We start from the raw sequence: 24,454 nt of genomic DNA, 5'->3' as shown, positions 1-24,454 counted from the left end.
GGTAGGGCCGCCGGAGGCGCATTTTTTACCCTTGCTTTGCTATCTCACCTGGTCAGGTTTGTCCCGGTGACAGACCGGATCTTTTCCCATGCGGTGAGGAGGCTCACCCGGGCGTCCACGAGGCCGCCTTCGGCGCTGACCAGGTTGTTCTGAGCTTCGTTGAGTTTCACCACGCCTGTTTTTCCCGCACGGTACTCCTCTTCCACCAGGTCCCGGCTCTGCCGGGTCAGGGCCACGGTCTCCTCCTGAAGCTTAACCTGCCTGAAGGCCGTGTCAATCTCTTCCACGGCCTCCCGCACCTCTTTTTTCACGGTCAGGGCCACATCCTCCATAGTGTGTCGGGCTTCCCGTCGGGCCGCTTCGGCCTCCGTCACCTTTGCCCGGGTTTCGCCGCCGGAAAAGAGGTTCAGTTTGACGGTGACCCCGATGCTGCTGCCGAAGTCATCTCCCTCGTAGCGTGCATCGTCCTCCCGGGAGCCGGCCAAGGCCCCGGTGAGGCTGACGGTGGGGTAGTAGCCGGAGCGGGCAACACCCACGGCGCTCTCCGCCTGTTTGACGTTTGAATCGCTCTGGGCAAGGTCCGGGCGCAGGGTCAGGGCCGTGGTGATCAGGTCTTCGGTGACAAGGGGGGCGGTGTCCCAGGTACCGGTTGTTTCAAGGGGGGCCAGGGTGAGGTCTTCGGGCAGGGCGGCCTCGTCAATGCCCATGAGGGCTGCCAGGCCGGTGAGGGCCACGGCATGGTTTTTTTCGGCGGTGAGCAGGGTGGCCGCGGCCGTGTTGACCTTGATCTTGAAGTTAAGCACATCGCTGAGGGAGCCAGCCCCTGCTTTGTGGCGGGCCTCTGCCTCCTTCAGTTGCCTTGCGTTGTACGCTTTGTCCGACAGGGCAATGGAAATATTTTCCTCTGCACTCTGGAGGGTGTAGTAGCTCTGGGCCACGTTGAAGATCAGGAGGCGCCGCGCATCTTTTTCCGCTGCCACCGAGGCTGTCTCTCCGTACCTGGCCGATTTGAGGTTATAGGATCTGCTGAATCCGTCAAAGAGGGTGAGGGTGGCGGAAAGGGACGCATCGTAGGTGTCTCCGTCGTTGGACAGGGTGGCGTTGGCCGCGTCCTCCGTGTGGGTGAGGGAGGTGGCGGCGTCGAGGCTAGGAAACCAGGCCGCCTCTTTTTGCCTGACCTGTTGCCGGGCCTGTTCGATGCGATCCTGCACCGCCTGGATGGATGGGTTGCCGGAGACCGCAATGTCCTGGGCCGTGGCCAGGTCCAAAACCTTGAGGGAGGCAATGGGCTGCTGGCCCGCCTGGTCGGCTGCCGCCGGAAGGGCCGTGGCCAGGGCGACCAGGCTGAGATAAAAAAGAAAACGAACTTTCAAAAACATGGTTGTGTACCTGTGCATCGAGGATTTCAAAAAGGGGCCCCCGGCGGGACTGCCGGGGGCGCGGTGTCAGGTGTCGTTGCCTGTGGGGACAGGCTCTTGGGACCCGTGATTCCCTGGGGCGCGTGCCATCAGGCGTGCGAGGGCACAATGGCCGTCATGGAGGACCACCATGAGGGCCGGGACCAGCAGGAGGGTGAGGACCGTGGCAAAGGTGACCCCTGCGGCCAGGGAGACCCCCATGGGAACCATGGTGGCGGCGGCCGGGTCGGTCTCCAGGATCAGCGGGAGGAGTCCGCCCACGGTGGTGACGCTGGTGAGCATCACCGACCGGAACCGCCGGACACCCCCGGAGACCACGGCTTTTACCAGGGGCATGCCTTCGCTTATGTTGGTGTTGATGCGGTCGATGAGGACGATGGCGTCGTTAACCACCACCCCGGAGAGGGCCACCATGCCGAAGACGCTGAACAACGAGAGGTTCAGCCCCATGACTGCATGGCCCAGGGCCGCACCGATGAGGCCGAAGGGCACGGTGAGCAGGATGATCAGGGGCTGGGCATAGGAGCGGAACATGGCAGCCACGATCATGTAGATGCTCAAAACGGCCAGGGGGTACCACAGGGCGAGGCTGCCAAAGGCCTCCCGGTCTTTTTCCGCATGGCCCTTCAGCCTTATCTCCACGCCCCTGTTTTTCTCCAGTTCGCTGAAAAAGCCGCTTTCCAGCTCTGCCAGCACCTCCCCTGCAACGAGCTTGGTGCTGTCCACGTCGGCGCTGACCGTGACCTGGCGTCGGTTGTCGGTTCGTGTGATGGTCGAGTACCCCGGACGGATCTCCATGTCGGCAACGGCCTTCACCGGCACCATGGTGCCGTCGGGGGCTTTCACCATCAGGTCCTTGAGGCTTTCCAGGGTGCTGCGTTCTTCTTCGGTGTAGGTGACTTTTACGTCCACCTCATCGTTTCCCCGCTGGATCTTGACGGCCTCTTTGCCGAAGTAGGCGGCAAAGGCCTGGTTGGCAAGGTCTCTGACCGTGATCCCCAGGTTTCGGGCCTCCGGTTTCAAGGTGAAGCGGATTTCGTTTTTACCGGGGGAGCTGTCGCTTTCGATGCGGAAGACGCCGTCTATTTGCCTGAGCCTTTCCATGACGTCGTCAGCCGCTGCGGTGAGGGCGTCAAGGTCGTTCCCCTCCAGGGCGATTTCGATGTCCCCGCCCGGAGGCCCGCCGCCCCCTGAGGTGTAGGTGAGCTTCTCCACACCGGCGATGGCCCCCACCTCCTGTTCCCAGGCCAGGCAGAGGTCCCGGGTGTGGATGCCACGCTCCGAGGCGTTGAGCAGGGAGACCTGCACCCCGCCCAGGTTGGCGCCGGTGCTTCCCATGGAGCCCATGTGGCCATTGACGGCCTTGCCGGTGACGGAGAGCATGTGGTTCACCAGGGGGGCCCCTGAGGCGGTGTCGGTCTTTGCCGCCAGGGAGTGCATGCCGGCCTCGATGCGGGCCACCGCGGCCTCGGTCACCTCGTAGGGGGTGCCTTCGGGGAAGGTGAGCTGGGCGGCCAGTTCAAATCCGTCGCGCTCGGGAAACATGTTGTACTTGAGGAGTCCGCCACGAAACAGGCCGATGGTGACCAGGGCCACGGCCATGGCTACGCATACGGCCGGGTAGCGATGGGTGAGCACCTTGGTCAGCAACGGCCGGTAGACGGTTTCGGCCACCCGCTCCATGCTCTCCACGCTCCGGGCGTGAAAGGACTCCAGGGCCCGAAGCGGGGCAAATCGTGACGGGGTTTGCCCCTTGGGATCCGGCAGGGTCGACAGGTGGGCCGGCAGGAGGATCAGGCACTCCACCAGGGAGATCACAAGGCAGGCGATGACCGCCACGGCAAGGCAGACAATGACCTTGCCCATGGTGCCTTTGATATGCATCAGGGGAACAAAGGCCAGTACCGTTGTGGCCACGGCGGCAAGGACCGGCATCCCCACTTCCATGAGGCCGTTTACGGCTGCGGTAAGGGGGCCTGCGCCGTTTTTCCTTTGAACGTAGACCGCCTCGCCCACCACAATGGCGTCGTCGGCCACGATGCCCAGGACCATGATCAGGCCGAAGAGGGAGACGGTGTTGATGGTGTACCCGGTGAGCCAGAGGATGGCCAGGCCCCCGGAAAGGGAGATGGGGATGCCCATGCCGGCCCAGAAGGCGAGGCGGGTGTCGAGGAAGAGCCAGAGGACGGCAAAGACGAGGATCAGGCCCATGATGCCGTTTTTCCGGAGGATGCCGATGTTGGTCCGGATCTCTTCGGTGTTGTCGGAGAGGATCGAAATGTGAGCTCCGGGGGGCAGGGTGCGGTTGGCTTCGGTGACGTAGCGGGTGACCCGGTCGGCGATGGCGATGGCGTCTTCCTGCTCGGTTTTGGACACCACCACCAGGGCCATGGGGTTTCCGTTTGACCGGATGGCCAGCTTGTCCTGTTCAAAATCGTCCTTGATGGTGGCCAGCTGACCCAGGGAGAGGCTCTCCCCACCGGTCCCCGCCACCACCACAATGTCTGCCAGCTCTTTCCCGGAATAGCGCTTGCCCATGGTTCTGACGCTGAACTCCTCACCCCTTGTCTTTACCTTGCCGCCGGAGAGGTTCAGGCTGGAGTTTGAAATGGCCGTGGCCACATCAGACAGGGTCAGGTCGTATCTTCGAAGGACCTCTTCGGAGAGTTCCACCGTTATCTGGTAATCCCGGGTGCCGGTGACCTCCACCTGGGAGATCTCCGGGAGGTGCTTGAGCTCATCCTCCATGGTATCGGCCCAGGTCTTGAGGGTCTTTTCATCCATCTCTCCGCTTACGCCCAGGGTCATGACCGGAAAGATGACGGTGGGCACGTTGACCACCGGGTTGTCCGCGTCGTCGGGGAAGGTGGAGATCTGGTCGATTTCGTTTTTTACCCGGTCGTAGACCTTTTCCGTGTCGTACCCGTATTTGACGGTGATCACCGTGGACGAGCTGCCCTCCGTGGAGGTGGTGGTGTAGGTGTCGATGCCCTCCACCGAGTCAATGGCGTCTTCCACCTTGCGGGAGATCCCCTCTTCCGTGTCTTCAGGGGAGGCGCCGTCCCAGGCGAGCTTGACGGTGACGGTGTCCAGGGTCATGGAGGGGAAATCTTCCCGCACCATGAGGCGGGCAGCTCCCAGGCCCGCAAGCAGGATGATGATCAGCAGAATGTTGGCAAACACCGTGTTTCGGGCAAAGGCTTCGGCTATTTTTTTCATCGGGTCCCTCCCGAGGCCAGCTCTTTGGGGACGGCGATGGTGAGCAGGGCGTTTTCAAGGGGGCTTGCCAGGCGGCTCGTGATCACACGGGTGCCTTCGGCGAGCCCGGCCGACACATAGGTGAACCCATCGTGGGTGTAGGCTGTTTCCACGGCCACGGTCTTCAGGCGTCCGTTGCTGTTGATGCGCACGGTGCCGTCGGAGGTGACGGCATGGGAGGGCAGGGGAACCAGGTTTGGCAAGGGCTTGCCCGGGATGGTGATCCGGCAGAACATGCCCTCGGTGACGGGAAATCCTTCCTGGGCCAGCCGGTCTATTCGAACGGCCACATAGACGGTGCGGGATGCGGCGTCATAGCGGACGACCCTGTCCAGGGTGCCGGAGGCCGTTGCCGCGCCGTCGTTCCAGGAGACGAGGCAGATTTTTGGGACCAGGTTGCCAAACCAGGTGGCAGGGGCCGGGCCGTCTTCAAACTCCAGGAACATGGCGGCTTCGTCGCCCTTGATGGGAACGGACACCTCCAGGAGGGCGTCGTCGGCAAGGGTCACCACCTGGGTCCCGGTGGTGACGTACTGATCTTTTTCAATGGAGACAGATTTGACCCGGGCCCTGAAGGGGGCGCGGACCGTGGACTTTTTCAGGTTCAGCTCGGTTTCGGCCAGGGAGTGGGCCAGCTGGTCCACGGCATCCCGTGCTGTGTTGTAGGCCTGCTCTGCGGATTCCACGTCGGAGAGGCTGCCGGTCTTCATGGCGTCGAAGAGCTTTCGGGTTCGTTCGAACTCTTTTTTCAGGAGGTCCCGGTTTCGCTTCAGGGTCACGAGGCGGCGTTCAGCCGTGGTTTTTTCCAGGGTGAGGGTCTCGGTGTCCAGCTGAAAGAGGGGCTCTCCTGCCTCGATCACCTCTCCCTCCTCCAGGCGGGGGTGAACCGCCACCACCCGGCCGGAAACCTCCGGGCTCAGGGCCACGGTATTCAAGGCTGTGACTTCACCATACCCTGAGATCACGGTCTGGACCTCCCGGGGTATGGCCTCGGTGACCTCCACGATCAGGGCGGACTCCTCAATGGCTTTTGCCCCGGGGGGGACCCGGAGCCCGGCCAGGGCCTTCATGGCACAGACGCCCGCCAAGAGAACGGCGCCGCAGAGAAGGGCGCTGGTTGCTTTTTTCATCGGTTGTTCCTTGTCTTGCGTTTTGCTTGGGGGGTTGAAAGGGCGCAGGCCGCCCTCGGGGGGGGGGATGAGGGCGCCTGCGCGGGTTGTCGAGGGGCCCGAAGGCCCGCCTCAATGCAAGACAGGCTACGTGAAAGGGTGTGAAACAGACGTGAAACCCATGTGAAATTTTCGTGAAACCAGAGGTTCGCGAATGCTCCAACCCTCGTTCCTCGGGGGGTCGCATTCGCTTACGGGCTTTGCCCGTGGTGAGCGGTGAATTGCCTCCGGCGGCCCTGCCGAGGCAAGCTGAATCGTAACAAAAAAAGCCATGAAGATATTTATCTCCATGGCTCTTTAGCGTTTTTTACGGGCGCAGCCCGTCAGCACATGTGAAGGGGCGAGGAACGAGCCTCTGAGTATGTGCAAACCTGGGGTGCAGGGGATTTATCCCCTGCCCGCCGGAGGCATTTTCGTTACAGGGAAACCCCCAGGTGCTTCATGAGGTCGTCGCGGGTGATGATGGAGCGGACGTCTTCCACGTGCTCCTTGATGTTTTCCACGCCGCCTTCCTGTCGATCGATGAGGGTGATGACGCGGACGACTTCCAGGCCCTGGACGCGGGCGCGCTCGATGGCCTTTATGGTGGAGCCGCCGGTGGTGACCACGTCATCGATGATGACCACTTTCTCGCCTTTGGCCATGTCTCCTTCCACCCAGTTGATGATGCCGTGGTCCTTGAGTTCTTTACGAATCGAAAAGGCCTTGATGGGCTTGCCGCCCAGCTCGGAGGCAAAGGAGGTGGCCACGGCAATGGGGTCGGCGCCGAAGGTGAGGCCGCCGATGCCGGTGATGTCGAGATCCTTGACGGCGTCGAAGACGAGGTTCCCTACGAGGTACATGCCCCGGGGGGAGAGGGTGGTGGGCTTGCAGTTCACGTAGAAGTGGCTCATTTTGCCCGAGGCCAGTTTAAAGGTGGGCTCTTCGGAAAATTTGAAGGAGGTTTTGCAGACAATATCTAAAAGTTCGTTTTTCATGGAAGGTCCCCTTAATGAGTTCTGGATAAAAATCGGTTGCTTTTGTCCTAGGTGATGGCTATGTAAAAAGGTCACGGACAATATCCGACCTGTAGATACAGGAAACCTCCACTGATGGAAGAAGCCATTTGGGATAGTCAGTGGAGGCTCGCACGTAAGGAAAACCGTTTTGCGGCACTCCTTGACTCGTGCAAGTCCAATTACCAGAAAATGGGGTGAAAAATCAACGGGAATCGTTTCGGTGGAAATGGATTTTTCCCAATGGGTCCCGCCCTTTCCCCCGGACCGGAGCCTATGACACAGCCAGACCCTGCGGACGACGCCGTCATCCGCCTCTTCAATGTCAGCAAGCGTTTCGGCGCCAAGCTGGCCCTCTCCAATATTACCCTGGATATTCACAAAGGGGAGTGGCTTTATGTAACCGGCCCGTCGGGCGCCGGCAAGTCCACCCTCCTCAAGCTTTTTTACCTGGGCGAGAAGACCACCAGCGGCCAGGTTCTTGCCTTCGGCACCAACATGAACCGGCTGACGTCCAAGGAGGTGCCCTTCCTGCGCCGCCGGTTCGGCATCATTTTCCAGGATTTCAAGCTCATCCCCAACCGCAACGTCTTTGAAAACGTGGCCCTGGTCCTGGAAGCCCGGGGGGAGCCCCGGAACATGATCGACAAGCGCACCCGGAACATCCTGCGCCACGCGGGCATGGACAAACGCATGGACGCCATGCCCGCGAGCCTCTCCGGCGGGGAGCAGCAGCGGGTGGCCGTGGCCCGGGCCATTGCCGGTCAGCCGGACGTGATCCTGGCCGATGAGCCCACGGGCAGCCTGGATCCGAAATCCGCGGAGATCATCATCGGCCTTCTGGCCGCCTACCATGAAAAGGGGGCCACGGTGATGGTGGCCACCCATGACCGGGAGCTCCTGGCCCGGAAGCAGGGGCGGATCATCCGCCTGGAAGAGGGGCGCCTGGTGGCACCGGAGCCCGTGGGAGGAGGACGCCCATGAGACGCCACATGAAGCGAACGCTCAAGGATTTTACCAGCCACGCCTTTCTCCACGGCATCACCGTGGTGACCATTGCCCTTACCATTCTTATTGCAGGGGCCCTGCTCCTGGTGGTGGAAAACGGGGAGGCGGTGATCTCCTCGTGGAAAAACGGGGTGCGGGTCATGGTCTACTTGAAGGATGGAGCCGCCTCCGCCGATGTGGAGGAGGCCGGCCATGCCCTGGAAACCATGGGCGGCGTGGCCAGGGTCTCCTTTATCTCCCGGGACGAGGCCCTCACCGACCTGATGGAGAGCATGGAAGGGCAACGTTCCCTTTTTGAGGGGCTGGGGGAGAACCCCCTGCCCGATGCCTACGAGGTGGAGGTGACCCCCGAGGCCGCGGAGTGGGAGCAGGTCCAGGCCATGGCCGCGGCCATGGTGAGGCTTCCTGCCGTGGACGATGTGGAGTACGGGCGTTCCTGGCTGGCGCGGGTCTCCCATCTGCTGGGCATGGTGGAGCTGGCCGGTGTGGCCCTGGCCGGGCTTTTTTTCATCGTGGCCCTTTTTATCGTGTACAACACCGTGCGCCTGGCCCTTTACTCCCGCAGGGACGAGATTGAGATCATGCAGCTTGTGGGGGCCACGGGTGCCTTTATCAAGATTCCCCTCTACCTGGCCGGGGTGCTGGAGGGGGCCATGGGATCGCTCCTGGCCCTTTTGGCCCTGTTCGGGGCTTACGCGCTCTTTGCCTCGGGCACGGGGGGCGGAGCCGAGGCCTTTGACCTGTCATTTCTCTCTCCGGTTTCCATGGGAGGGGTCTTTCTCTACGGGATTTTTGTGGGATGGTTCGGATGTTTTTTGTCTCTTCGAGAATTTATGAAAGAAGCCTCCTCCTGATCCTGGGGCTTTTTCTTCTGGGGGGACCGGTGGCTGCTCTGGCCGGAGGGCCGGATCGCGTTGTCGTGGTGGCCGACACACTCAACGTGCGGCGGCACCCCACGGCCTCGGCCGAGGTGCTCTGGACCCTGTCCCGGGGGGACGTGGGCCAGGTGGAGCGCCGCGCTGGGGACTGGGCCCTGGTGCGTGTGGACAGGGGGCGGGGGTACATCGCCGTCTCCGATGGGCTGGCCGTTCTCTACACGGAAAAGGCCCCCCGCACCGTGAAGAAGAAGGGGGGCAAGGCAGCACCGGTCTCCGAGAAGGGGGCCAACACCTCTTTGGCCGGGATCCGTAAGGCGGTGCGGGCCGAGGAGAAAAAGCTCCTGGCCGTGCGCAAGGAGGAGCGGGACGTGATCCGCGAGCTGGATCGGTTCAACGCCTCGCTGTCCCGGGCCCGGAAAAAGGAGCGGGAGCTCAACCGGGAGCTGGCTGCGGTGGAGGCCAAAGTGTCTGAGGCCCTTAAGGCAAAGAGCCGGGTGGAGGCAGATATCCGTGTGGGGCGAAAGCGGCTCATGGCCCGCCTGGTGGCCTACCATAAGTTGAACCAGATTGGCGAGATGAACACCTTTGCCGCTTCAGGCTCCTTCCACGACATGGTGGTGAAAAAACGGGCCCTGGTCCGCATCTTGGGCAGCGATGCTGTGTTGCTGACCCGGTACACCGCCTTGCTCCGGGAGCGAAAAGGCGTGGAAGCGCAGCTCGCCGCCGAGCGCTCGGCCCTGGCGGCTGCGGCGTCCGAGCATGGAAAGGTCCTGGCCGATGTGGAGGCACGGTATCGCAAGCGGGCGGCCATGCTCAAGGAGGTTCGGGAGAAAGAAAAGCTCAGCCTGGCGGCCATCGCCGAGATGAAGGAGGCCGAAAGGCTCCTGGAGGCGAAGGTGGCGGAGCTGGCCAAGGCGAGGAAAGCCCTTTCCTCGAAAAATCGCTTTGTTCGGTATAAAGGCTTGTTGAAATACCCTGTAACCGGTAAAATTGTCTCATCATTCGGGCGCCACAAAGATCCCCGCATGAACGTCACCACCTTTGAAAACGGCATCAGCATCCGGACCCAGCGAGGGGAACCGGTACGTGCCGTCTCTTCCGGTGAAGTGCTCTTCGCAGACTGGCTGCAGGGGTACGGCAACCTTCTCATCATCAACCACGGTGAGAGCTGGTACACCCTCTACGCCCACACCGACGAGATGTTCAAAACAAAAGGCGATCGCGTGGACGCACGGGAAGTGATCGCCACCGTCGGGGACTCCAGCCTCTCCGGGTATCCCGATCTCCATTTCGAAATTCGACACCACGGCAAACCTCTCAACCCCGGTCCCTGGTTTAAAAAATAAGGGGCGGCATTCCCATGGCGTAAGCCTGGAAGGCCCCCCTTTGTGGCCCTGCGTGTATGCTGCACGGGCGCAGTCGCCCCTCGACGCTGTTCGGGGGGCTTGCGCTGGCCCCAGCGTTTTCACATCCTTTTAGGAGATACCTGCCTATGAAGCGCATGTATATGATCGTGATCCTCATTGCTCTGCTCGTTCCCTTTGCCGTGTCCGCGGCAGAGAACGGCACCTACCGGAACCTGCGGATCTTCACCGACGTCATCGAAGAGATTGAACGGAGCTATGTGGACGAGCCCGACTCCGAAAAGCTCTGCGAGGGCATGAAGGGGATGATCGACGTTCTGGACCCCGTGGGCTGCCCGCGGCCCGCGAAGCTGCGGAGGACGAGGCCGGGGGACACTCTCCGGGGTGGGGCTGGTGCTGGCCATTCGAAACGAGAAGCTGACGGTGGTCTCACCCATCGAAGGCTCACCGGCCAAGGAGGCCGGGATTCGGAACGGGGATGTGATCATCGCCGTGGACGGTGAAAAGACCGCCGCCCTGACCATGGAGGAGTCCATCACCCTCATGCGGGGGCCCAGGGGGAGCATGGTGACCCTGACGGTGCTTCAGAAGCAGGGGGGAAAAGAGGTGGACCTTACCCTGCGCCGGGACGAGATCCCCCTTCAGTCCGTGGCCCACTACGAGCTGAAGCGGGGCTTCCCCTTTATCGCGGTGACCTCCTTCAACGACAACACCGCCCGGGATTTTGAAGCGGCCCTTGTGGCCCATGAGGCACGCGGGCCTGTGAAAGGGCTGGTCCTGGACCTTCGGGACAACCCCGGCGGCATCCTTCAGCAGGCCGTGGACATGGTGGACCTTTTTCTCGATGAAGGGGTGATCGTCTCCATCAAGGGGCGAGATGAGGAGCAGCGCCAGGTGTGGCGGGCCACCACCGAGAAGGCGGTGCGCAGCTTTCCCGTGGTGGTGCTCATCAACGGCGGGTCGGCCAGCGCATCGGAGATCGTGGCCGGGGCCATGAAAGACCACAAGCGGGGGCTTATCCTGGGAACCACCAGCTTTGGCAAAGGGTCTGTCCAGAACATCATCCCCCTCTCCGACGGGTACGGCCTGAAGCTGACCGTGGCCCTCTACTACACCCCCTCCGGGGTCTCCATCCAGGCCCGCGGTATTGTGCCCGATGTGGAGCTTCCCTTTCAGGAGATGGCCTTTACCCCGGAAGAGAAGCATCTGGCGGAGCGGGATCTGCCCAACCATATTGAGGTCAGCGGGGATCAGGAGGAGGAACCCCTGCTCAAGGCACCGGAACGCCTGAGACGGGACAACCAGGTGCAGCGGGCTCTGGAGCTTCTGCTCAGCCGGGATATTTTCGGCAACGGGTGATGGGGCCTGGCGCTTTTTCCATGACCTTGCCCCCTCCTTGGGGTATGAAGGGGCGACAAAAAATAAAGACCGTCGGGTCGATAACGAACGTCACCGTGGGGTGGCCGTCACGAGCGGAACCGGGAAAGGGAGACCATGGCAGGGGCCAAAAAAAAGAAGAAAAAAGGGAGCGCAAAGGCGCCCTCCAGCAGTTCATTCGGGCGGGTGGCCTTTGCCATATCGCTTGTGGCGTGTATCGTGGTGGTGTCAGGCCTTTTGCTGATAAAGTACCTGCCCCCCAGGATGGTGCCCCAGAAGCACGCGGCGGTGCGCAAGTCCGACCTTGCCACCATCCCCCCCCAGTACGAGGTCTTTGAAAAGCACGCCGTGCCCCACCGCAAGGATCGTCCGGTGGTACCGCCGGCGCCCCACAAGCCGACCCTTGTCCTGATCATCGACGACATCGGGTACAGCGAGCCTGCGGCCTATGACCTCATGGCCCTGGACCCGAATATCACTCTCTCCATTCTTCCCGGCAGCCCCCACGGCAAGGACATTGCCGGAGTGGCCCGGAAAAAGGGGCTGGAGCTTATGCTTCACCAGCCCATGGAGCCCAACGAATATCCCAGGGTGGATCCCGGTCCCGGGGCGCTTTTCGAGGCCATGGACCCGGACCAGCTGCTCCAGACCCTGGAGGCGAACCTCACGGCCTACCCCGGGGTCAAGGGGGTGAACAACCACATGGGTTCGCGGCTCACCTCCCTGTCTCCGCAGATGTACCAGGTGATGACCCTTTTAAAGCAGAAGGGGCTCTACTTCATCGACAGCCGCACATCGGCTAAGACGGTGAGCCGTTCGGCGGCCCGCCTTATGCAGGTACCCTTTGCCGAGCGGGACGTCTTTCTGGACCATGTCCAGTCCCGTGAGGCTGTGGTGCGTCAGGTGAAGAAGATGCTGACCATTGCCGAGAAGCACGGCAGCGCCGTGGGCATCGGCCATCCCCATAAGGTCACCTGCACGGTTCTTGCCGAAATGATGCCGGAGATTCACCGAAGGGTGACCCTGGTGCGCCCGTCAGCCCTGGTGGCGCAACCGTGATTCCGTGAGCAGGAAAGCTTTGGGTTGAATTTTTTTTTTGCCGTGGTATTGTAGGGGATTGACCATGATGTGATCATGGTCCCGCGTGGGCCGGTTATGACAGCCCACAACATGTGAGACCCACAACGGAACCCCGGATTTGTCGGCATTTTCACGGGTGAGGGCTACCCTTACGCGAAAAATGCAAAATATTTCTTGACAAATCGCTTAAGGTTTTTAGAATGGTTGGGTTTTTTTGATCCAGAGGCTCAAGTTAGAAAGCACAATTGGGAGAATAAACTATGTATGCTGTAGTTGCTACGGGCGGCAAGCAATATAAGGTTCAGGAAGGCGAGATCCTGCGAGTTGAGAAGCTCGCCGGGGACGTCGGATCCACCGTGACCTTCGATCAGGTCCTGATGACCTCCGACGGCACCGATGTTGCCCTGGGAGCACCCGTTCTCGAGGGAGCCGAAGTGACCGGCACCATCGTCGAGCAGGACAAGTCCAAGAAGGTTCTTGTATTCAAGTACAAGCGCCGCAAGCGGTATCGCAAGATGCAGGGCCATCGTCAGCCCTATACCGCCGTTAAAATCAACACGATCAAGGCGTAAGTCGGCCGCTCCGCGTGCGGAGCTTCCGCAGGACGTGATGCCGGCAGAAAAATCAGTGAACAACAGAGGTGCCCTCCCCTTGCGGTGGGCATTGGGTTTTTTTAGCGGCAGCACCTCCATACAGACACCTACACGGCTTTAAGGAGTATTCGAAATGGCACATAAAAAAGCTGGCGGCAGTACCAAAAACGGTCGCGACAGTAACGCGCAGCGACGCGGGATCAAGAAGTACGGTGGCGAGGCGGTTAAATCCGGCAACATCCTTGTTCGTCAGGTTGGCACCTCCATCCACCCCGGCAATAACGTCGGCCTTGGCAAAGACTTCACCCTCTTTGCCACCATCGACGGTGTGGTCAAGTATGAGCGCATGGGTCGCAGCCGCAAAAAAGTCAGTGTATATGCCGCGTGAAATTCATAGACGAAGCAACCATCACTGTTCAATCCGGTAACGGAGGCAGGGGCTGCGTCAGCTTTCGACGAGAGAAGTTCATCGAATTCGGAGGCCCCGACGGCGGAGATGGCGGCGACGGCGGTGACGTGGTTCTCGAAGCCACGATCAACACGCGCACCCTGTACGAGTTCAGGCACAAGCGCCTGATCAAAGCCGACAACGGCGGCTACGGCATGGGTGCCAACCGACACGGCAAAAACGGTAAAGATATCGTTGTATATCTCCCTGCCGGCACGGTGGTCAGCAATGCAGAAACCGGGGAGATCATTCATGACTTCGTGAACCCCGGTGAACGCTTTGTGATCGCCAAGGGCGGTCAGGGGGGGCGCGGAAACAAACGGTTTACCACGTCGCGCAACCGAGCCCCCCGTTTTGCTCAGACCGGCGAAGAGGGCGAAGCCCTGACCATCCACCTCGAGCTGAAACTGCTTGCGGATGTGGGGATCGTCGGGTTCCCCAATGCCGGAAAGTCGACCCTCATTCGAGTCTCATATCCGTCGGCCCGCCCAAAACGGCCGACTACCCTTTGCACCCTGACCCCCAGCATCGGTATGGTTCAGCATGAGTGGGGTGAACCCTTTGCCGTGGCCGACATTCCCGGCCTCATCGAAGGGGCCCATGAAGGCGTGGGCTTGGGAACGACGTTTCTCAAGCACATTGAACGCACGCGTATGCTGGTGCACCTCATTGATGCCTCAGCCATCGACCCGGACAATCCCCTGGCCCAGTATGATGCCATCAACCGGGAGCTTTTTCTCTTCAGCGACACACTCAAGGAGAGGGAACAGCTTGTGGTTCTCAACAAGCTGGACATCACCGGGGCGGAGGAGAACGCCGATGCCTTTGAAAAGGCATTGGGAGACACGCCTGTCCTTCGTATTTCAGCGGCGTCGACCCAAGGGGTGGACACCCTTAAGGCGAAGTTGAACCAGGCGGTCAACGGCACCGAACGGGATGAGTAAGACCGGCGCTTAGCGCGCCGTCTGTCTCATGCCGTTTTTGTCGTTTCGACGGCCCGGTTGCCTTGGCTTGTTCGATTCTTTTGCGAGACCCCCGTGGACGATGCGTTCGTGATTCGTCACCGCCAGAGCGCCTCGCAATATGGCCATGTGCTGTACCGAGGACCTGAATCATCGCATATCGCAACGCGATATGGCCTGTTTGACGTTTTGCGAGGCTATCTCATGGATAAAGACCAGAAACGACTTTTTGACCACGCCCGTCGGGTGGTGGTGAAAGTGGGCAGCGGGGTCCTCTCCTTTGACGGGGGGATCAACCACAACGTGGTGGCCTCCATCAGCCGCCAGATGGCTGCCCTGAGCCAGGGGGGACGCGAAATGATCCTCGTCTCCTCCGGTGCCGTGGCCGCAGGGGTCGCCAAGGTGGCCCTGGGGCGCAGGCCCGCCAGCATGCCTGAGAAACAGGCGGCGGCCGCCGTGGGCCAGGCAGGGCTTATCCTTGAGTACGAGCTGCGTTTTGCCGAGGCCGGTCTCAAGGTGGCCCAGGTTCTTCTCACGCGCAACGACCTCTCCCACAGGGGGCGCTACCTCAACGCACGGAACACCCTCAATACCCTTCTTGCCTGGGGGGTGATTCCCATTATCAATGAAAACGACACCGTGGTAACCGACGAGATCCGTTTCGGCGACAACGACAATCTCTCGGCCATGATCGCCCTTCTTCTGGACGCGGACCTGCTCATCAACCTCACCGATATCGACGGCCTGTACGACGGCGATCCCCGAACCAACCCGGATGCCAAACGCCTTGAGATCGTGGACAAGATCACACCGGCCATTGAAGCCTCTGCCAAGGGGCGGCCCGGCGTCATGGGCACCGGCGGCATGTGGACCAAGATCGAGGCGGCGAAAAAGAGCATGGCCTCGGGGGTTCCCATGGTCATCGCTTGCGGCTCCCGGCCCAAGGTCCTCACCGATCTGTTCCAGGGCGTGGCCCAGGGAACTTTTTTCGTGCCCCGCGCCGACAAGCTGGGGAGCCGGAAACGGTGGATCGGCTTCACCTCTCAGACCTTTGGCGAGGTCACCGTGGACGACGGAGCGGTCAAGGCCCTTGTGGAACGTGGAAAAAGCCTTTTGCCCAGCGGTATTCTCAATGTCTCCGGAAGCTTTGACGTGGGCGCGGCCGTGGCCGTGTGCGACGCTCGGGGAAACGAGCTGGGGCGTGGGCTGACCAATTTTAACGCCGAGGACATCCAGGCCATCAAAGGGCTGAAGACCGACCAGATTGCCGAGCGCCTGGGATCCAAGGAATACGATGAGGTGATTCACCGGGACAACCTGGTGGTCACGGTGGCGGCCCCTTAAGGGCGGTTCCGGATACGAAGGAAGCATCCATTTCATCCTCTTTCATCTGACCAGGGAGTGACAGACCCATGAGTGTAGAAGCGACTATTGTTGAGATGGCCAGGAAGGCGAAAAAAGCGGCCCGTGACGTGGCCGCAGCCACCACGGACCAGAAAAACCGTGTCCTTTTTTCCATTGCAGAGAAGATTGAAACCCGGGCGGACGCCATCCAGGCGGAAAACAGGAAAGACATCGAACGGGCCCGGGAGATGGGCCTGTCCCCGGCCATGATCGACCGGCTTACCATCACGGATGGCACCATTGCCTCCATGGCAGGGGGCCTTCGTGAGGTGGCGGACCTGGCCGATCCCGTTGGGGAAGTTACCTCCACCGAGGAGCGACCCAGCGGCATCAAGGTGTCGCGGGTGCGCATTCCCCTGGGGGTCATCGGCATGATCTACGAGTCCCGCCCCAACGTCACCATCGACGCGGCCGGGCTCTGCCTGAAGGCGGGCAACGCCATTATTTTGCGGGGAGGCTCCGAGGCGTTTCATTCCAACACGGTCCTTGCCGAATGCATTGCCGATGCCCTTACGGAGAACGACCTGCCTAAAGAGGTTGTGCAGCTTATCCCCATGCGGGATCGCGAGGCGGTGAACATCCTGCTCAAGCAGGAAGATTTCATTGACGTCATGATCCCCCGGGGCGGGGAAGGCCTGATCCGGTTTGTGACAGCCAACTCTCTGATTCCCGTGCTCAAGCACTACAAGGGGGTCTGCCACGTTTACGTGGACAAAGAGGCGGACCTGGAAAAAGCCAAAGCCATCTGCGTCAACGCCAAGGTGCAGCGACCCGGTGTCTGCAACGCCATGGAAACCATGCTCGTTCACAAAGAGGTGGCGTCCGCGTTCCTGCCCCTGGTGGGAGAGGCCTTTAAAGAGGCCGGGGTTACCCTCAAAGGGTGCCCTGAAACCCGCAAGCAGCTGGCCTGGGCCGAAGAGGCCGTGGAATCCGACTGGCCCGCCGAGTACCTGAACCTCACCCTGGCCGTGAAGGTGGTGGACAGCGTGGACGATGCTCTGGACCACATCGCGGCGTACAACTCCGGCCACACCGAGGCCATCGTGACCAAAAACGAGGAGACGGCCAAACGGTTTGTCCAGGGTGCCGATTCGTCTGCGGTCATGGTCAACGCTTCCACCCGGTTCAACGACGGGGGCGAGCTGGGCCTGGGCGCTGAGATCGGCATCAGCACCTCCAAGCTCCACGCCTTCGGCCCCATGGGGCTCGAAGAGCTGACAAGCCGAAAATTCGTGGTCTACGGAGACGGTCAGATCAGGGGCTGAAAGCCCCGGGGGTGCGATTACCCCGAGAGAGCGGTGGGGAACTAGTCTGGTGGGAATGGAAGAGACAAACGAACAGAGCAGGCCAGGCCAGGTGGTTGTTTTCGGTGGCACCTTCAATCCGGTTCACCTGGCCCATACCCATGTGGTCAAAGAGATTTTGAGGCTTCTGGAGCCCGATGGGCTCTATGTGGTGCCTGCGGCGGTGCCGCCCCACAAACCGGGCAAAAAGATCGTTTCAGCCGAGCATCGCATGGCCATGCTGAAGATGGCCATGGCCGGGCTGCCCGTGGTGCTCTCGGACGTGGAGCTGAAGCGCAAGGGCACCTCGTTTACCGTGGACACCCTGCGCACCCTGCGGCAGGAGGTGGGCCCGGAATCGGAGCTCTACCTCACCATGGGGGTGGACGCCTTTTTTGATTTTCACACCTGGCGGGATGAGAAGCTGATTCTCTCCATGGCCGGGATTATTGTGGTGAACCGCCCCGGGACTCCCCACGGCGACCTGCCCGTCGGAGAGCTGCAGAGCTACCTGACGGACCGTATCGATTCCGGATACGCCTGGGACCCGGCGCAAAAGCGCTTCGTGCATCCGACCTTGTGCGGGATCGTACCCCTCTCGGTGACCCTGGTGTCGCCCTTGTCCTCCACGGATGTCCGAACATGCATTGAACAGGGAGACCGTCCGACGGATCTGCTCCACCCGGAAGTTCTCCGATATATCGAAGATAAAGGATTATACAGATGACCCAAGAGCTGGATCCCCGACTCGTCTCCATCATCAAGGCGGTGAAGGGTCGAAAAGCAGAACATATCAAGGTGCTGGACGTGCGTAAGCTCACCTCCTACACCGACGTCTTCATCCTGGCCAGCGCCCGCTCCACACGGCAGGCGGCCGCCATCGGTGAGTACATCAAAGTCGAACTGAAGAAAGAGGAGATCAAGCCCATTACCGTGGATGGCCTCGATGAAGGCTCCTGGGTGCTCCTCGATTACGGGGACGTTATCGTCCACGTGTTCTATGAAGAGACCCGCGATTACTACGATCTCGACGGGCTCTGGGCAGATGCCGTGGTTATCGACCACGAGGGCATCGAGTAGCCCATGGCGTGACCGGTTAAAAAGGGTGCCTGCGGGCACCCTTTTTGCGTTTGGGAGAAACGCAGGTTGATAGGACATAGGTCATGGGCCTGCCATCACCATCACCTGACGACGCCTGAATAACCTGCAGCTTACGAATCGGGCGAAGCCCAGCCGGAAGGCCACAGTGCAAGGGCAATCAGTTTTCGAGGTGTTTTCACTACTGTGGCTTTGCCACCCTCGCCGCCGGAGGCAACCAGGTTAAAGACGCCTCCGGCGGCCCTGCCGGGGGCCAAACTTTTGCCAATTTAGATGCCTTGGGTTTCACAAACAGGTTTTGCTCAATTTGACGAAAATCTTCGCGGAAGCTCTTCCCCTGAGGAACGAAGGGGGAGGGCTTTCGCAACCTGGGGTCCAGGGGTGGCGAAGCCACTTAGGCTAAAAATCCCCTGGCCGCCGGAGGCAGGCTTTTACCGGCCTTGCTGAATTGCGATCGAAAAAAGGAGAGACCATTGACGACTGTACGACCCTGCATGTTGATGATACTGGACGGCTGGGGCCTTCGGGACGATGCCGAGGGAAATGCCGTGGCACTGGCAAAGACTCCGAATCTGGACGCCCTTGCGGCGAATTGTCCCACCACCACCCTGGCCTGTGCCGGAGAGGCTGTGGGGCTTCCTGAAGGGATCATGGGCAACTCCGAGGTGGGACACCTCAACCTCGGGGCCGGGCGCGTTGTGTACCAGACCCTCCTGCGCATCGACCGGGCCATTGAGGACGGCAGCTTCTACGACAACGAGTACTGTTCGTAGCCTACTATGCTGAAGGCAAAGGGCACCACCCTGCACCTCATGGGGCTCGTCTCCGACGGCGGGGTCCACAGCCAGCTCACCCACCTCATGGCCCTCGTACGCATGGCTCGTGACAAGGGCATTGAGTCCGTGCGGATTCACGCCATCCTCGACGGCAGGGATACCCCGCCGGACAGCGGAAAGGGCTATATTGAAACCCTGGAAGCCTTTCTGTCAGACTTTCCCAACACGCGCATTGCCACCCTCTGCGGCCGGTTCTACGCCATGGACCGGGACACCCGCTGGGAGCGCACCGAAGCAGCCTACCGCCTCAACACCGAAGGCGAGGGCATGGCTGAAACCCATGCAGCGGAGGCAGTGGCCCACGCCTACGACCGTGGGGAGACCGATGAGTTCGTCAAGCCCGTGAGCCTGGGAACCGACGGGGGCACCATCACCGACGGCGACGCCGTGATCTTCTTCAACTTCCGAGCGGACCGCGCCCGCCAGATCACCCGGGCCATGACCGTGGACGCATTTGACGGCTTTTCCCGAAAAATCAAGCCCGCCCTGGCCTCCTATGTCTGCATGTCCCTCTACGAAGAGAGTTTCGGGCTGCCCATGGCCTTCGGGCCCCAGCACCATGAGGCCATCCTGGGTGAGGTGGTAAGCAAGGCTGGCCTTCCCCAGCTGCGCATCGCCGAGACCGAAAAATACGCCCACGTCACCTACTTCTTCAACGGCGGGGAGGAGAGCCCCTTTGACCAGGAAGAGCGCTGCCTCATTCCCTCGCCCCGGGAGTTCCCCACCTACGACCTCATCCCCGAGATGAGCGCCGTGGCCGTGGCCGACGAGCTCATCCGTCAGATCGAAGAAAAGGACCACAAGCTCATTGTGGTGAACTTCGCCAACATGGACATGGTGGGCCACACCGGCATCATCGAAGCCGCCGTCAAAGCCGTGGAGACCGTTGACGCCTGCGTGGGCCGCGTGGTCGAAGCCTTCAAGGCCAAGGGCGGGGCCCTGCTGGTCACCGCAGACCACGGGAACTCCGAGCAGATGACCGACGGAAACGGCGGGGCCCACACCGCCCACACCCTCAACCCCGTTCCCCTGATCCTCGTGGACGGAACCGGCAACAGCGCCACCCTGAAACCCGGCAAACTCGCCGATGTCGCTCCCACCCTCCTGGACCTCATGGGCCTTGCCAAGCCCGATGCCATGACCGGTGAGTCCCTGATCAGGTAGGGCTAAATAAGCTAAAAATTGCCTCCTATGGTTAAAGCCGATTCAAAAAGCGTGCCTCCGGCGGCGAGGTGGAGCCACCTCGAAAGCTGATTGCGCGTACGCATTTTCCTTCGTTCCTCAGAAAAATGCGTACGCGCCTTCGGCTCGGGCTTCGCCCGACATAAACGCCGACGGTTTACGCGGGCCGGTTCACAAGCTTCGACCGAACAGGATACGTTGTTGCCACTTGTCCATTGTGGATTTAACCGCACTGCCTCCGGCGGGCAGGGACTACAGGGGCACAAAGGCTCCGTCCCTTTGTTCCTCCGGTTCGTCACATTTGCTGACGGGCTGCGCCCGTGTCTATGCGAAATCGTCCAGCCAAATGCCTTTCATTGTGGTTCCAGAAGAATGAAGTGGGCCTCTCCTGCAAAGACGGTTGCCTTATGTCACACATCACGCGAATGCCCCTGTGGCGATTGCATCATGGTTGCCTCCATGCATTCGCCATAGGGTTTCCAGGTGCCCCACCTGGCCGCCGGAGGCATGTTGTTGGTTTTTTTCTTGCAGCTTTCCATTGGCAGGGGTAAATTCCTTGTTTCGCATATTAAAACAGGAAGGAGAGGACCATGGCGTTTCTGACAGATCTCGAGTTCATGAAGGATTTCATCACCGGCAACAGGGTTCCCCTGGTGGGGGCCGAGCTCAATCGCCAGCAGGTGGAGCAGTATCTGGTGGAGGTACTTGGTTATGAGAAGGATGCCGTGGAGGTGGATCGGAAGCTTGAGTTCATCGCTGCCGGAGAGCCTTGGAAAACCAAGCTGGACCTTGTGGTCCGCGTGGGGGAGACCCCTGTGATGGTGATCAAGTGCGCGGCAGGTTCCCTGGGCTCCCGGGAAAAAGAGGCGGTCTCTGCTGCCCGTATCGCCTTTGACGTCCCCGTTCCCCTGGCCGTGGTCTCCGACGGCAACACCGCCCTGGTTTTCGACACCCTCACCCGCAAGCAGGTGGGCGAGGGCCTGAGCGCCATTCCCACCCCTGCCCGGGCCGCTGAGATCGCTGCTGCCCCTTCCGAGCCCCTTGCCCCCAAAGAGCTGGACCGCGCCCGCATTGTCTTTCGCTCCTACGACTCCATGAACATCAACCGTTAAGGCGGCGTTACCTCAGCCTCAGGATCCACCGTTTGAAAAGGGGGTCTGCAATGGACCAGGATCCGTTGTGGACCACCTCGTCCCGGGTGAGGAGGGAGTTGAGGGCCCTGGTGGCCTGGGAGGGCGTTGTGAAGCCCACGCGTTGAAGGTTCTGGGATGAGAAGAGCTTTTTCCCCTGGCATTGGGCCACGAGTTTCACGGCCTTTTTCTGGTTGGGGGTCATGGCTTTGAAGAGGTTGATGAACTCGATGGCCCGCCTCTCCAGAATGGTGGCTTCCAGGGCATCCAGCCCCAGGTTTCCGAGACCCTCTTCCCAGAGGTGGTAGAGAAATTCCTGAACATACATGGGGTGGTTTTCGCAGCGCTCCACCACCTCCCGGATGACGGTGTCCGGTATGTTTTTTTTACCCTTTTGAAATAGCTCGTTTGCCCAGGTGAGAAAGTGGTCCGTGCTGATTTTGGGCAGGGGGTAGCTGGCGGCGAGTTTGTAGAACGCGCGGTTGGTATCGCTGAACATGGATGAGAGAAGGTGGCGCTGGCTTCCTGAGAAGATGTAGGCGATGCGTCCATGCCCCTGGATCTCTTTTCGGAGTTTCTTTTCAAAGGCCGGGTCCCCGTAGGCCGTGACCTCCTGGAATTCATCGAACGCCACCACGAGCCGCTCTTTTTCCGAGAGGCTGTGGATCAGCTGGAAGAGCTCCGTGAGCACAGGGCCCTGGTCGCCACCGTGGAAAGAGGGGCTCACCACGGGCAGGCCGTTGACCGGGTCCAGGCTGAACTGGAGGTGGAAGGGTGGGGCGGCACTCTTTCCCGCAGCCAGGTCATGGTCCGCTCAATGGGGGAGAGGCTTCGCGTCAGGGACTGGACCACGGAGGTGATAAACTCCTCCACGGTGGTGGTGCCGTACAGATCGATGTAGTACGGGGTGACGCCGTCCAACTCTCCGAGGACCTTGTGCAGGAGGGATGTTTTTCCGAAGCGCCTGTGGGAGTAGAGGAGCACGTTCTGGGAGTTGCGGATGTAGTGCGTCAGGTCCGAGCACTCTTTGGCCCGGTTGCAGAACGAGGGGGCGCTGGCGATGCCGGTGAAATGAAAAGGGTTCTCCATGATGCCTCCGTTATGATACGCACAATGTGTTACGCATGATGCGTAACACTTTATGTGTAATGTATATCTGACTGTATTTGATGTCAATGGCGTGAAATATCCGGGTTCGGGGCACATGCCGTCGGGCGGCTCTGTTTACGGTCTCTGACACATGGGGAGGAAAATCCATGGCACGATTTGTGGGGATTGATGTGCAGGTGAAACGGCCCTGTTGCTACGCCGTCTCCGATGATGAGGGTGTCATCGTGGACTCCGGGTGGTTCCGGGATGCGCTTTGGATGAAAGAAGAGCTGCCGCGTCGTTTTGACGGCCACGCCCTGCATGTGGCCATCGACGCCTGCAGGGTACCCCTCACCGAGCCCCGGCCCTGGTACTGGGAGCGTTCCAGGGGAGAGTGGCGCCCAAAGACCCCTCGGGACAGGGGATACGGCCGCCACTGCGAGGTGGTGATCAGCGCCCTGGGCCTGGGCAGGCCCCAATGGACCCCCACCTTTGATGCGGCACCGGAGTGGATGAAAGTCGGTTTTTCCCTGTTCCAGGCCCTGGACCCCATAGCCGCCACCCACGAAGCCTTTCCCTCGGCCATCTACACCCTTTTTCAGGGCAACACCGACATGCGCCTCACCCTCGACTTTTCCCAGTTCGCCCCAGGGCCCAAGGACATGCTGGACGCCTGCCTGTTGGCTGCTTCCGTGCGTCGATTCGCCGCCGGCCTCGGGGCCGAGGTGGGGGGCGGAGACGGCTTGGGGACAATCATCTTGCCCGGGCCCATACCCGAGAACACCATGCCGGAGCTCTTTTGCTGGCCGGGAAAATAGGAAATTAGGTAATAGGTAATAGGTGATAGGGGATAGGAAAATAGGTTATGGGGAAAAGGGAGGCCTCAGGTGGGACCGCCGGAGGCAAAGGCAAACCGAAGCCCTTTCATCCTGCAAACAAAAAGCCCCTCGGCACATCGTCTGTGCAGAGGGGCTTTTTTTGTTGATGCAATGGCGTATGGTTTGAGTGGGGGCAGGGCGTAAAGGGCCGCTTACTGGCCTGCCACCTCTTTGTTGCAGTGCTTGCAGATTTTGGCCTGCTTTTTGATGATTTCTGCGCAGAAGGGGCACTCCCGCGTGAAGCAGCGCTCGTGGATTTTCTTGATGGCCTCGTTGACGGCGTCCTGGAGCTTGGCCATGCCGAACTTGGTGTTGCGTAAGGGGTCGATGGCCTCGGTGTCGGCGAGGTCGCCGAGCATCTCAGCGGCCTTGAGGCGAACCCTGCCGGGTTCGGAGGGGTCCAGGGTCATCTTGAGGAGCTGGACCAGGTCGTGGTTCACATAGCAGTCGGCGAGGATGGAGAAGCCGGACTTGATGGCCTGCTCCTGGGCTGCCTGCTGGGCCATGGACTCGTCGGTGATGATCTGGCCTTCCCCGCCCATGTGGCTGAATACGGGCAGAAGCTCGAAATTGTCCGTGCCGGGATAGTTCATGCAGCGGTAGGAAGAGACCTGGCCCACCTGCTCCATGAGTTCGTCCCAGCCCCCCTTGAAGAGCGGGCATTCGTCGTTGAAACAGATAAAGAGAAAGGGCTCTCCCCAGCCAAGGCCGTCCCCGCAGGTAATTTGGGGCACTTCCCAGATTTGCATCTCCTGATTGCAGTGAGGGCACTTGGGTTTTTCAAGTGCCAGGACCCTTTCCAGAGCTTCTTCGCGGGTTTCGATGTTCATCACGTTCTCCCTTTCTCGCTTTTTCTCTTATGTATCGTCCGGGCCTGCTGTTTCCTACAGGTGCATCATTTTTTTTGATGAATCTGATCAGCTCAAATAGTAACTCCCAATGGCTGTTTGTCAATAGCTGGGCCACATCTTTGACGGGGTAGATTCGGATTATTCTGTCTGGGC

The 24,454-nt window shown here is 60.6% G+C and carries 24 protein-coding genes; 17 read left to right on the top strand and 7 right to left on the bottom strand.

The features are described from left to right. Window positions 1–44 precede the first annotated feature (44 nt). The 4 genes from ACOYW2_RS24260 to pyrE all read right to left on the bottom strand — a co-directional run bounded on the left by ACOYW2_RS24260 (window position 45) and on the right by pyrE (window position 6,822). On the bottom strand, window positions 45–1,379 hold the full coding sequence (locus ACOYW2_RS24260) for a TolC family protein (RefSeq protein ID WP_482768251.1): 1,335 nt from the start codon (window positions 1,377–1,379) through the stop codon (window positions 45–47). Between the two features lie 66 nt (window positions 1,380–1,445). Next, on the bottom strand, window positions 1,446–4,637 hold the full coding sequence (locus ACOYW2_RS24255) for an efflux RND transporter permease subunit (protein ID WP_482768250.1): 3,192 nt from the start codon (window positions 4,635–4,637) through the stop codon (window positions 1,446–1,448). Continuing rightward, the gene (locus ACOYW2_RS24250) at window positions 4,634–5,806 is read right to left on the bottom strand and encodes an efflux RND transporter periplasmic adaptor subunit (RefSeq protein ID WP_482768249.1); all 1,173 of its coding nucleotides are present in this window, start codon (window positions 5,804–5,806) and stop codon (window positions 4,634–4,636) included. The genes ACOYW2_RS24255 and ACOYW2_RS24250 overlap by 4 nt, the downstream gene beginning before the upstream one ends. Before the next feature lie 455 nt (window positions 5,807–6,261). Next, window positions 6,262–6,822, bottom strand: a complete 561-nt coding sequence (gene pyrE / locus ACOYW2_RS24245; protein WP_482418407.1) for an orotate phosphoribosyltransferase — start codon at window positions 6,820–6,822, stop codon at window positions 6,262–6,264. A 294-nt stretch (window positions 6,823–7,116) separates the two neighbouring features. Between pyrE and ACOYW2_RS24240 the strand changes: the two genes are divergently transcribed. The 16 genes from ACOYW2_RS24240 (at window position 7,117) to ACOYW2_RS24165 (ending at window position 21,465) form a co-directional block, all read left to right on the top strand. Beyond that, window positions 7,117–7,824, top strand: coding sequence for a cell division ATP-binding protein FtsE (locus tag ACOYW2_RS24240; RefSeq protein WP_482418406.1), 708 nt, complete (start codon window positions 7,117–7,119; stop codon window positions 7,822–7,824). Beyond that, entirely contained in the window at window positions 7,821–8,702 is an 882-nt protein-coding gene (gene ftsX / locus ACOYW2_RS24235; protein ID WP_482768248.1) for a permease-like cell division protein FtsX, read from the top strand. Before ACOYW2_RS24240 ends, ftsX begins: the two co-directional genes overlap by 4 nt. Then, complete coding sequence (locus ACOYW2_RS24230; RefSeq protein ID WP_482768247.1) at window positions 8,657–10,072, top strand: murein hydrolase activator EnvC family protein; 1,416 nt, start codon at window positions 8,657–8,659, stop codon at window positions 10,070–10,072. Before ftsX ends, ACOYW2_RS24230 begins: the two co-directional genes overlap by 46 nt. A gap of 146 nt (window positions 10,073–10,218) precedes the next feature. After that, a complete protein-coding gene (locus ACOYW2_RS24225) occupies window positions 10,219–10,593 on the top strand; it encodes a hypothetical protein (RefSeq protein ID WP_482768246.1) in 375 nt (124 codons plus the stop codon). Beyond that, window positions 10,484–11,449, top strand: a complete 966-nt coding sequence (locus ACOYW2_RS24220; RefSeq protein ID WP_482768245.1) for a S41 family peptidase — start codon at window positions 10,484–10,486, stop codon at window positions 11,447–11,449. The genes ACOYW2_RS24225 and ACOYW2_RS24220 overlap by 110 nt, the downstream gene beginning before the upstream one ends. A gap of 135 nt (window positions 11,450–11,584) precedes the next feature. Further along, the gene (locus ACOYW2_RS24215) at window positions 11,585–12,526 is read left to right on the top strand and encodes a divergent polysaccharide deacetylase family protein (RefSeq protein WP_482768244.1); all 942 of its coding nucleotides are present in this window, start codon (window positions 11,585–11,587) and stop codon (window positions 12,524–12,526) included. A 281-nt stretch (window positions 12,527–12,807) separates the two neighbouring features. Continuing rightward, a complete protein-coding gene (gene rplU, locus ACOYW2_RS24210) occupies window positions 12,808–13,119 on the top strand; it encodes a 50S ribosomal protein L21 (protein ID WP_180137843.1) in 312 nt (103 codons plus the stop codon). Window positions 13,120–13,273: 154 nt separating this feature from the next. Continuing rightward, complete coding sequence (rpmA, locus tag ACOYW2_RS24205; RefSeq protein WP_180137841.1) at window positions 13,274–13,528, top strand: 50S ribosomal protein L27; 255 nt, start codon at window positions 13,274–13,276, stop codon at window positions 13,526–13,528. Next, window positions 13,525–14,532: a GTPase ObgE gene (gene obgE, locus ACOYW2_RS24200; protein WP_482768243.1), complete on the top strand. Its 1,008-nt coding sequence runs from the start codon at window positions 13,525–13,527 to the stop codon at window positions 14,530–14,532. Before rpmA ends, obgE begins: the two co-directional genes overlap by 4 nt. 222 nt (window positions 14,533–14,754) lie before the next feature. Further along, on the top strand, window positions 14,755–15,894 hold the full coding sequence (gene proB / locus ACOYW2_RS24195; protein WP_482420326.1) for a glutamate 5-kinase: 1,140 nt from the start codon (window positions 14,755–14,757) through the stop codon (window positions 15,892–15,894). Between the two features lie 68 nt (window positions 15,895–15,962). Continuing rightward, entirely contained in the window at window positions 15,963–17,219 is a 1,257-nt protein-coding gene (locus tag ACOYW2_RS24190) for a glutamate-5-semialdehyde dehydrogenase (protein WP_482768242.1), read from the top strand. 55 nt (window positions 17,220–17,274) lie between these two features. Beyond that, window positions 17,275–17,964, top strand: a complete 690-nt coding sequence (gene nadD, locus ACOYW2_RS24185) for a nicotinate (nicotinamide) nucleotide adenylyltransferase (RefSeq protein ID WP_482418398.1) — start codon at window positions 17,275–17,277, stop codon at window positions 17,962–17,964. Further along, complete coding sequence (gene rsfS / locus ACOYW2_RS24180) at window positions 17,961–18,317, top strand: ribosome silencing factor (RefSeq protein WP_180137830.1); 357 nt, start codon at window positions 17,961–17,963, stop codon at window positions 18,315–18,317. The genes nadD and rsfS overlap by 4 nt, the downstream gene beginning before the upstream one ends. 491 nt (window positions 18,318–18,808) lie before the next feature. Beyond that, entirely contained in the window at window positions 18,809–19,108 is a 300-nt protein-coding gene (locus ACOYW2_RS24175; protein ID WP_482768241.1) for a hypothetical protein, read from the top strand. A 6-nt stretch (window positions 19,109–19,114) separates the two neighbouring features. Continuing rightward, on the top strand, window positions 19,115–20,335 hold the full coding sequence (gene gpmI / locus ACOYW2_RS24170; RefSeq protein ID WP_482768240.1) for a 2,3-bisphosphoglycerate-independent phosphoglycerate mutase: 1,221 nt from the start codon (window positions 19,115–19,117) through the stop codon (window positions 20,333–20,335). A gap of 608 nt (window positions 20,336–20,943) precedes the next feature. Further along, window positions 20,944–21,465 (top strand): type I restriction enzyme HsdR N-terminal domain-containing protein, encoded by a 522-nt coding sequence (locus ACOYW2_RS24165; RefSeq protein ID WP_180137828.1) that lies wholly within the window; start codon window positions 20,944–20,946, stop codon window positions 21,463–21,465. A gap of 7 nt (window positions 21,466–21,472) precedes the next feature. Here ACOYW2_RS24165 and ACOYW2_RS24160 read toward each other — a convergent pair whose 3' ends face one another. Together ACOYW2_RS24160 and ACOYW2_RS24155 are read right to left on the bottom strand one after the other, a co-directional pair. Beyond that, window positions 21,473–22,213, bottom strand: coding sequence for an AAA family ATPase (locus ACOYW2_RS24160; RefSeq protein WP_482768239.1), 741 nt, complete (start codon window positions 22,211–22,213; stop codon window positions 21,473–21,475). Further along, complete coding sequence (locus tag ACOYW2_RS24155) at window positions 22,207–22,572, bottom strand: hypothetical protein (RefSeq protein WP_482768238.1); 366 nt, start codon at window positions 22,570–22,572, stop codon at window positions 22,207–22,209. The genes ACOYW2_RS24160 and ACOYW2_RS24155 overlap by 7 nt, the downstream gene beginning before the upstream one ends. Window positions 22,573–22,739: 167 nt before the next feature. Here ACOYW2_RS24155 and ACOYW2_RS24150 point away from each other — a divergent pair, with 167 nt between their 5' ends. Continuing rightward, a complete protein-coding gene (locus ACOYW2_RS24150; protein WP_482768237.1) occupies window positions 22,740–23,390 on the top strand; it encodes a hypothetical protein in 651 nt (216 codons plus the stop codon). A gap of 212 nt (window positions 23,391–23,602) precedes the next feature. Here ACOYW2_RS24150 and ACOYW2_RS24145 read toward each other — a convergent pair whose 3' ends face one another. After that, entirely contained in the window at window positions 23,603–24,280 is a 678-nt protein-coding gene (locus ACOYW2_RS24145; RefSeq protein ID WP_482768236.1) for a zinc ribbon domain-containing protein, read from the bottom strand. Window positions 24,281–24,454 lie beyond the last annotated feature (174 nt).

The sequence above is a fragment of the Desulfoluna sp. CLI2B genome, assembly GCF_056847375.1.
The sequence above is the reverse complement of the archived record's forward strand: the minus strand, read 5'-3'. Positions and strand labels throughout refer to the sequence as shown.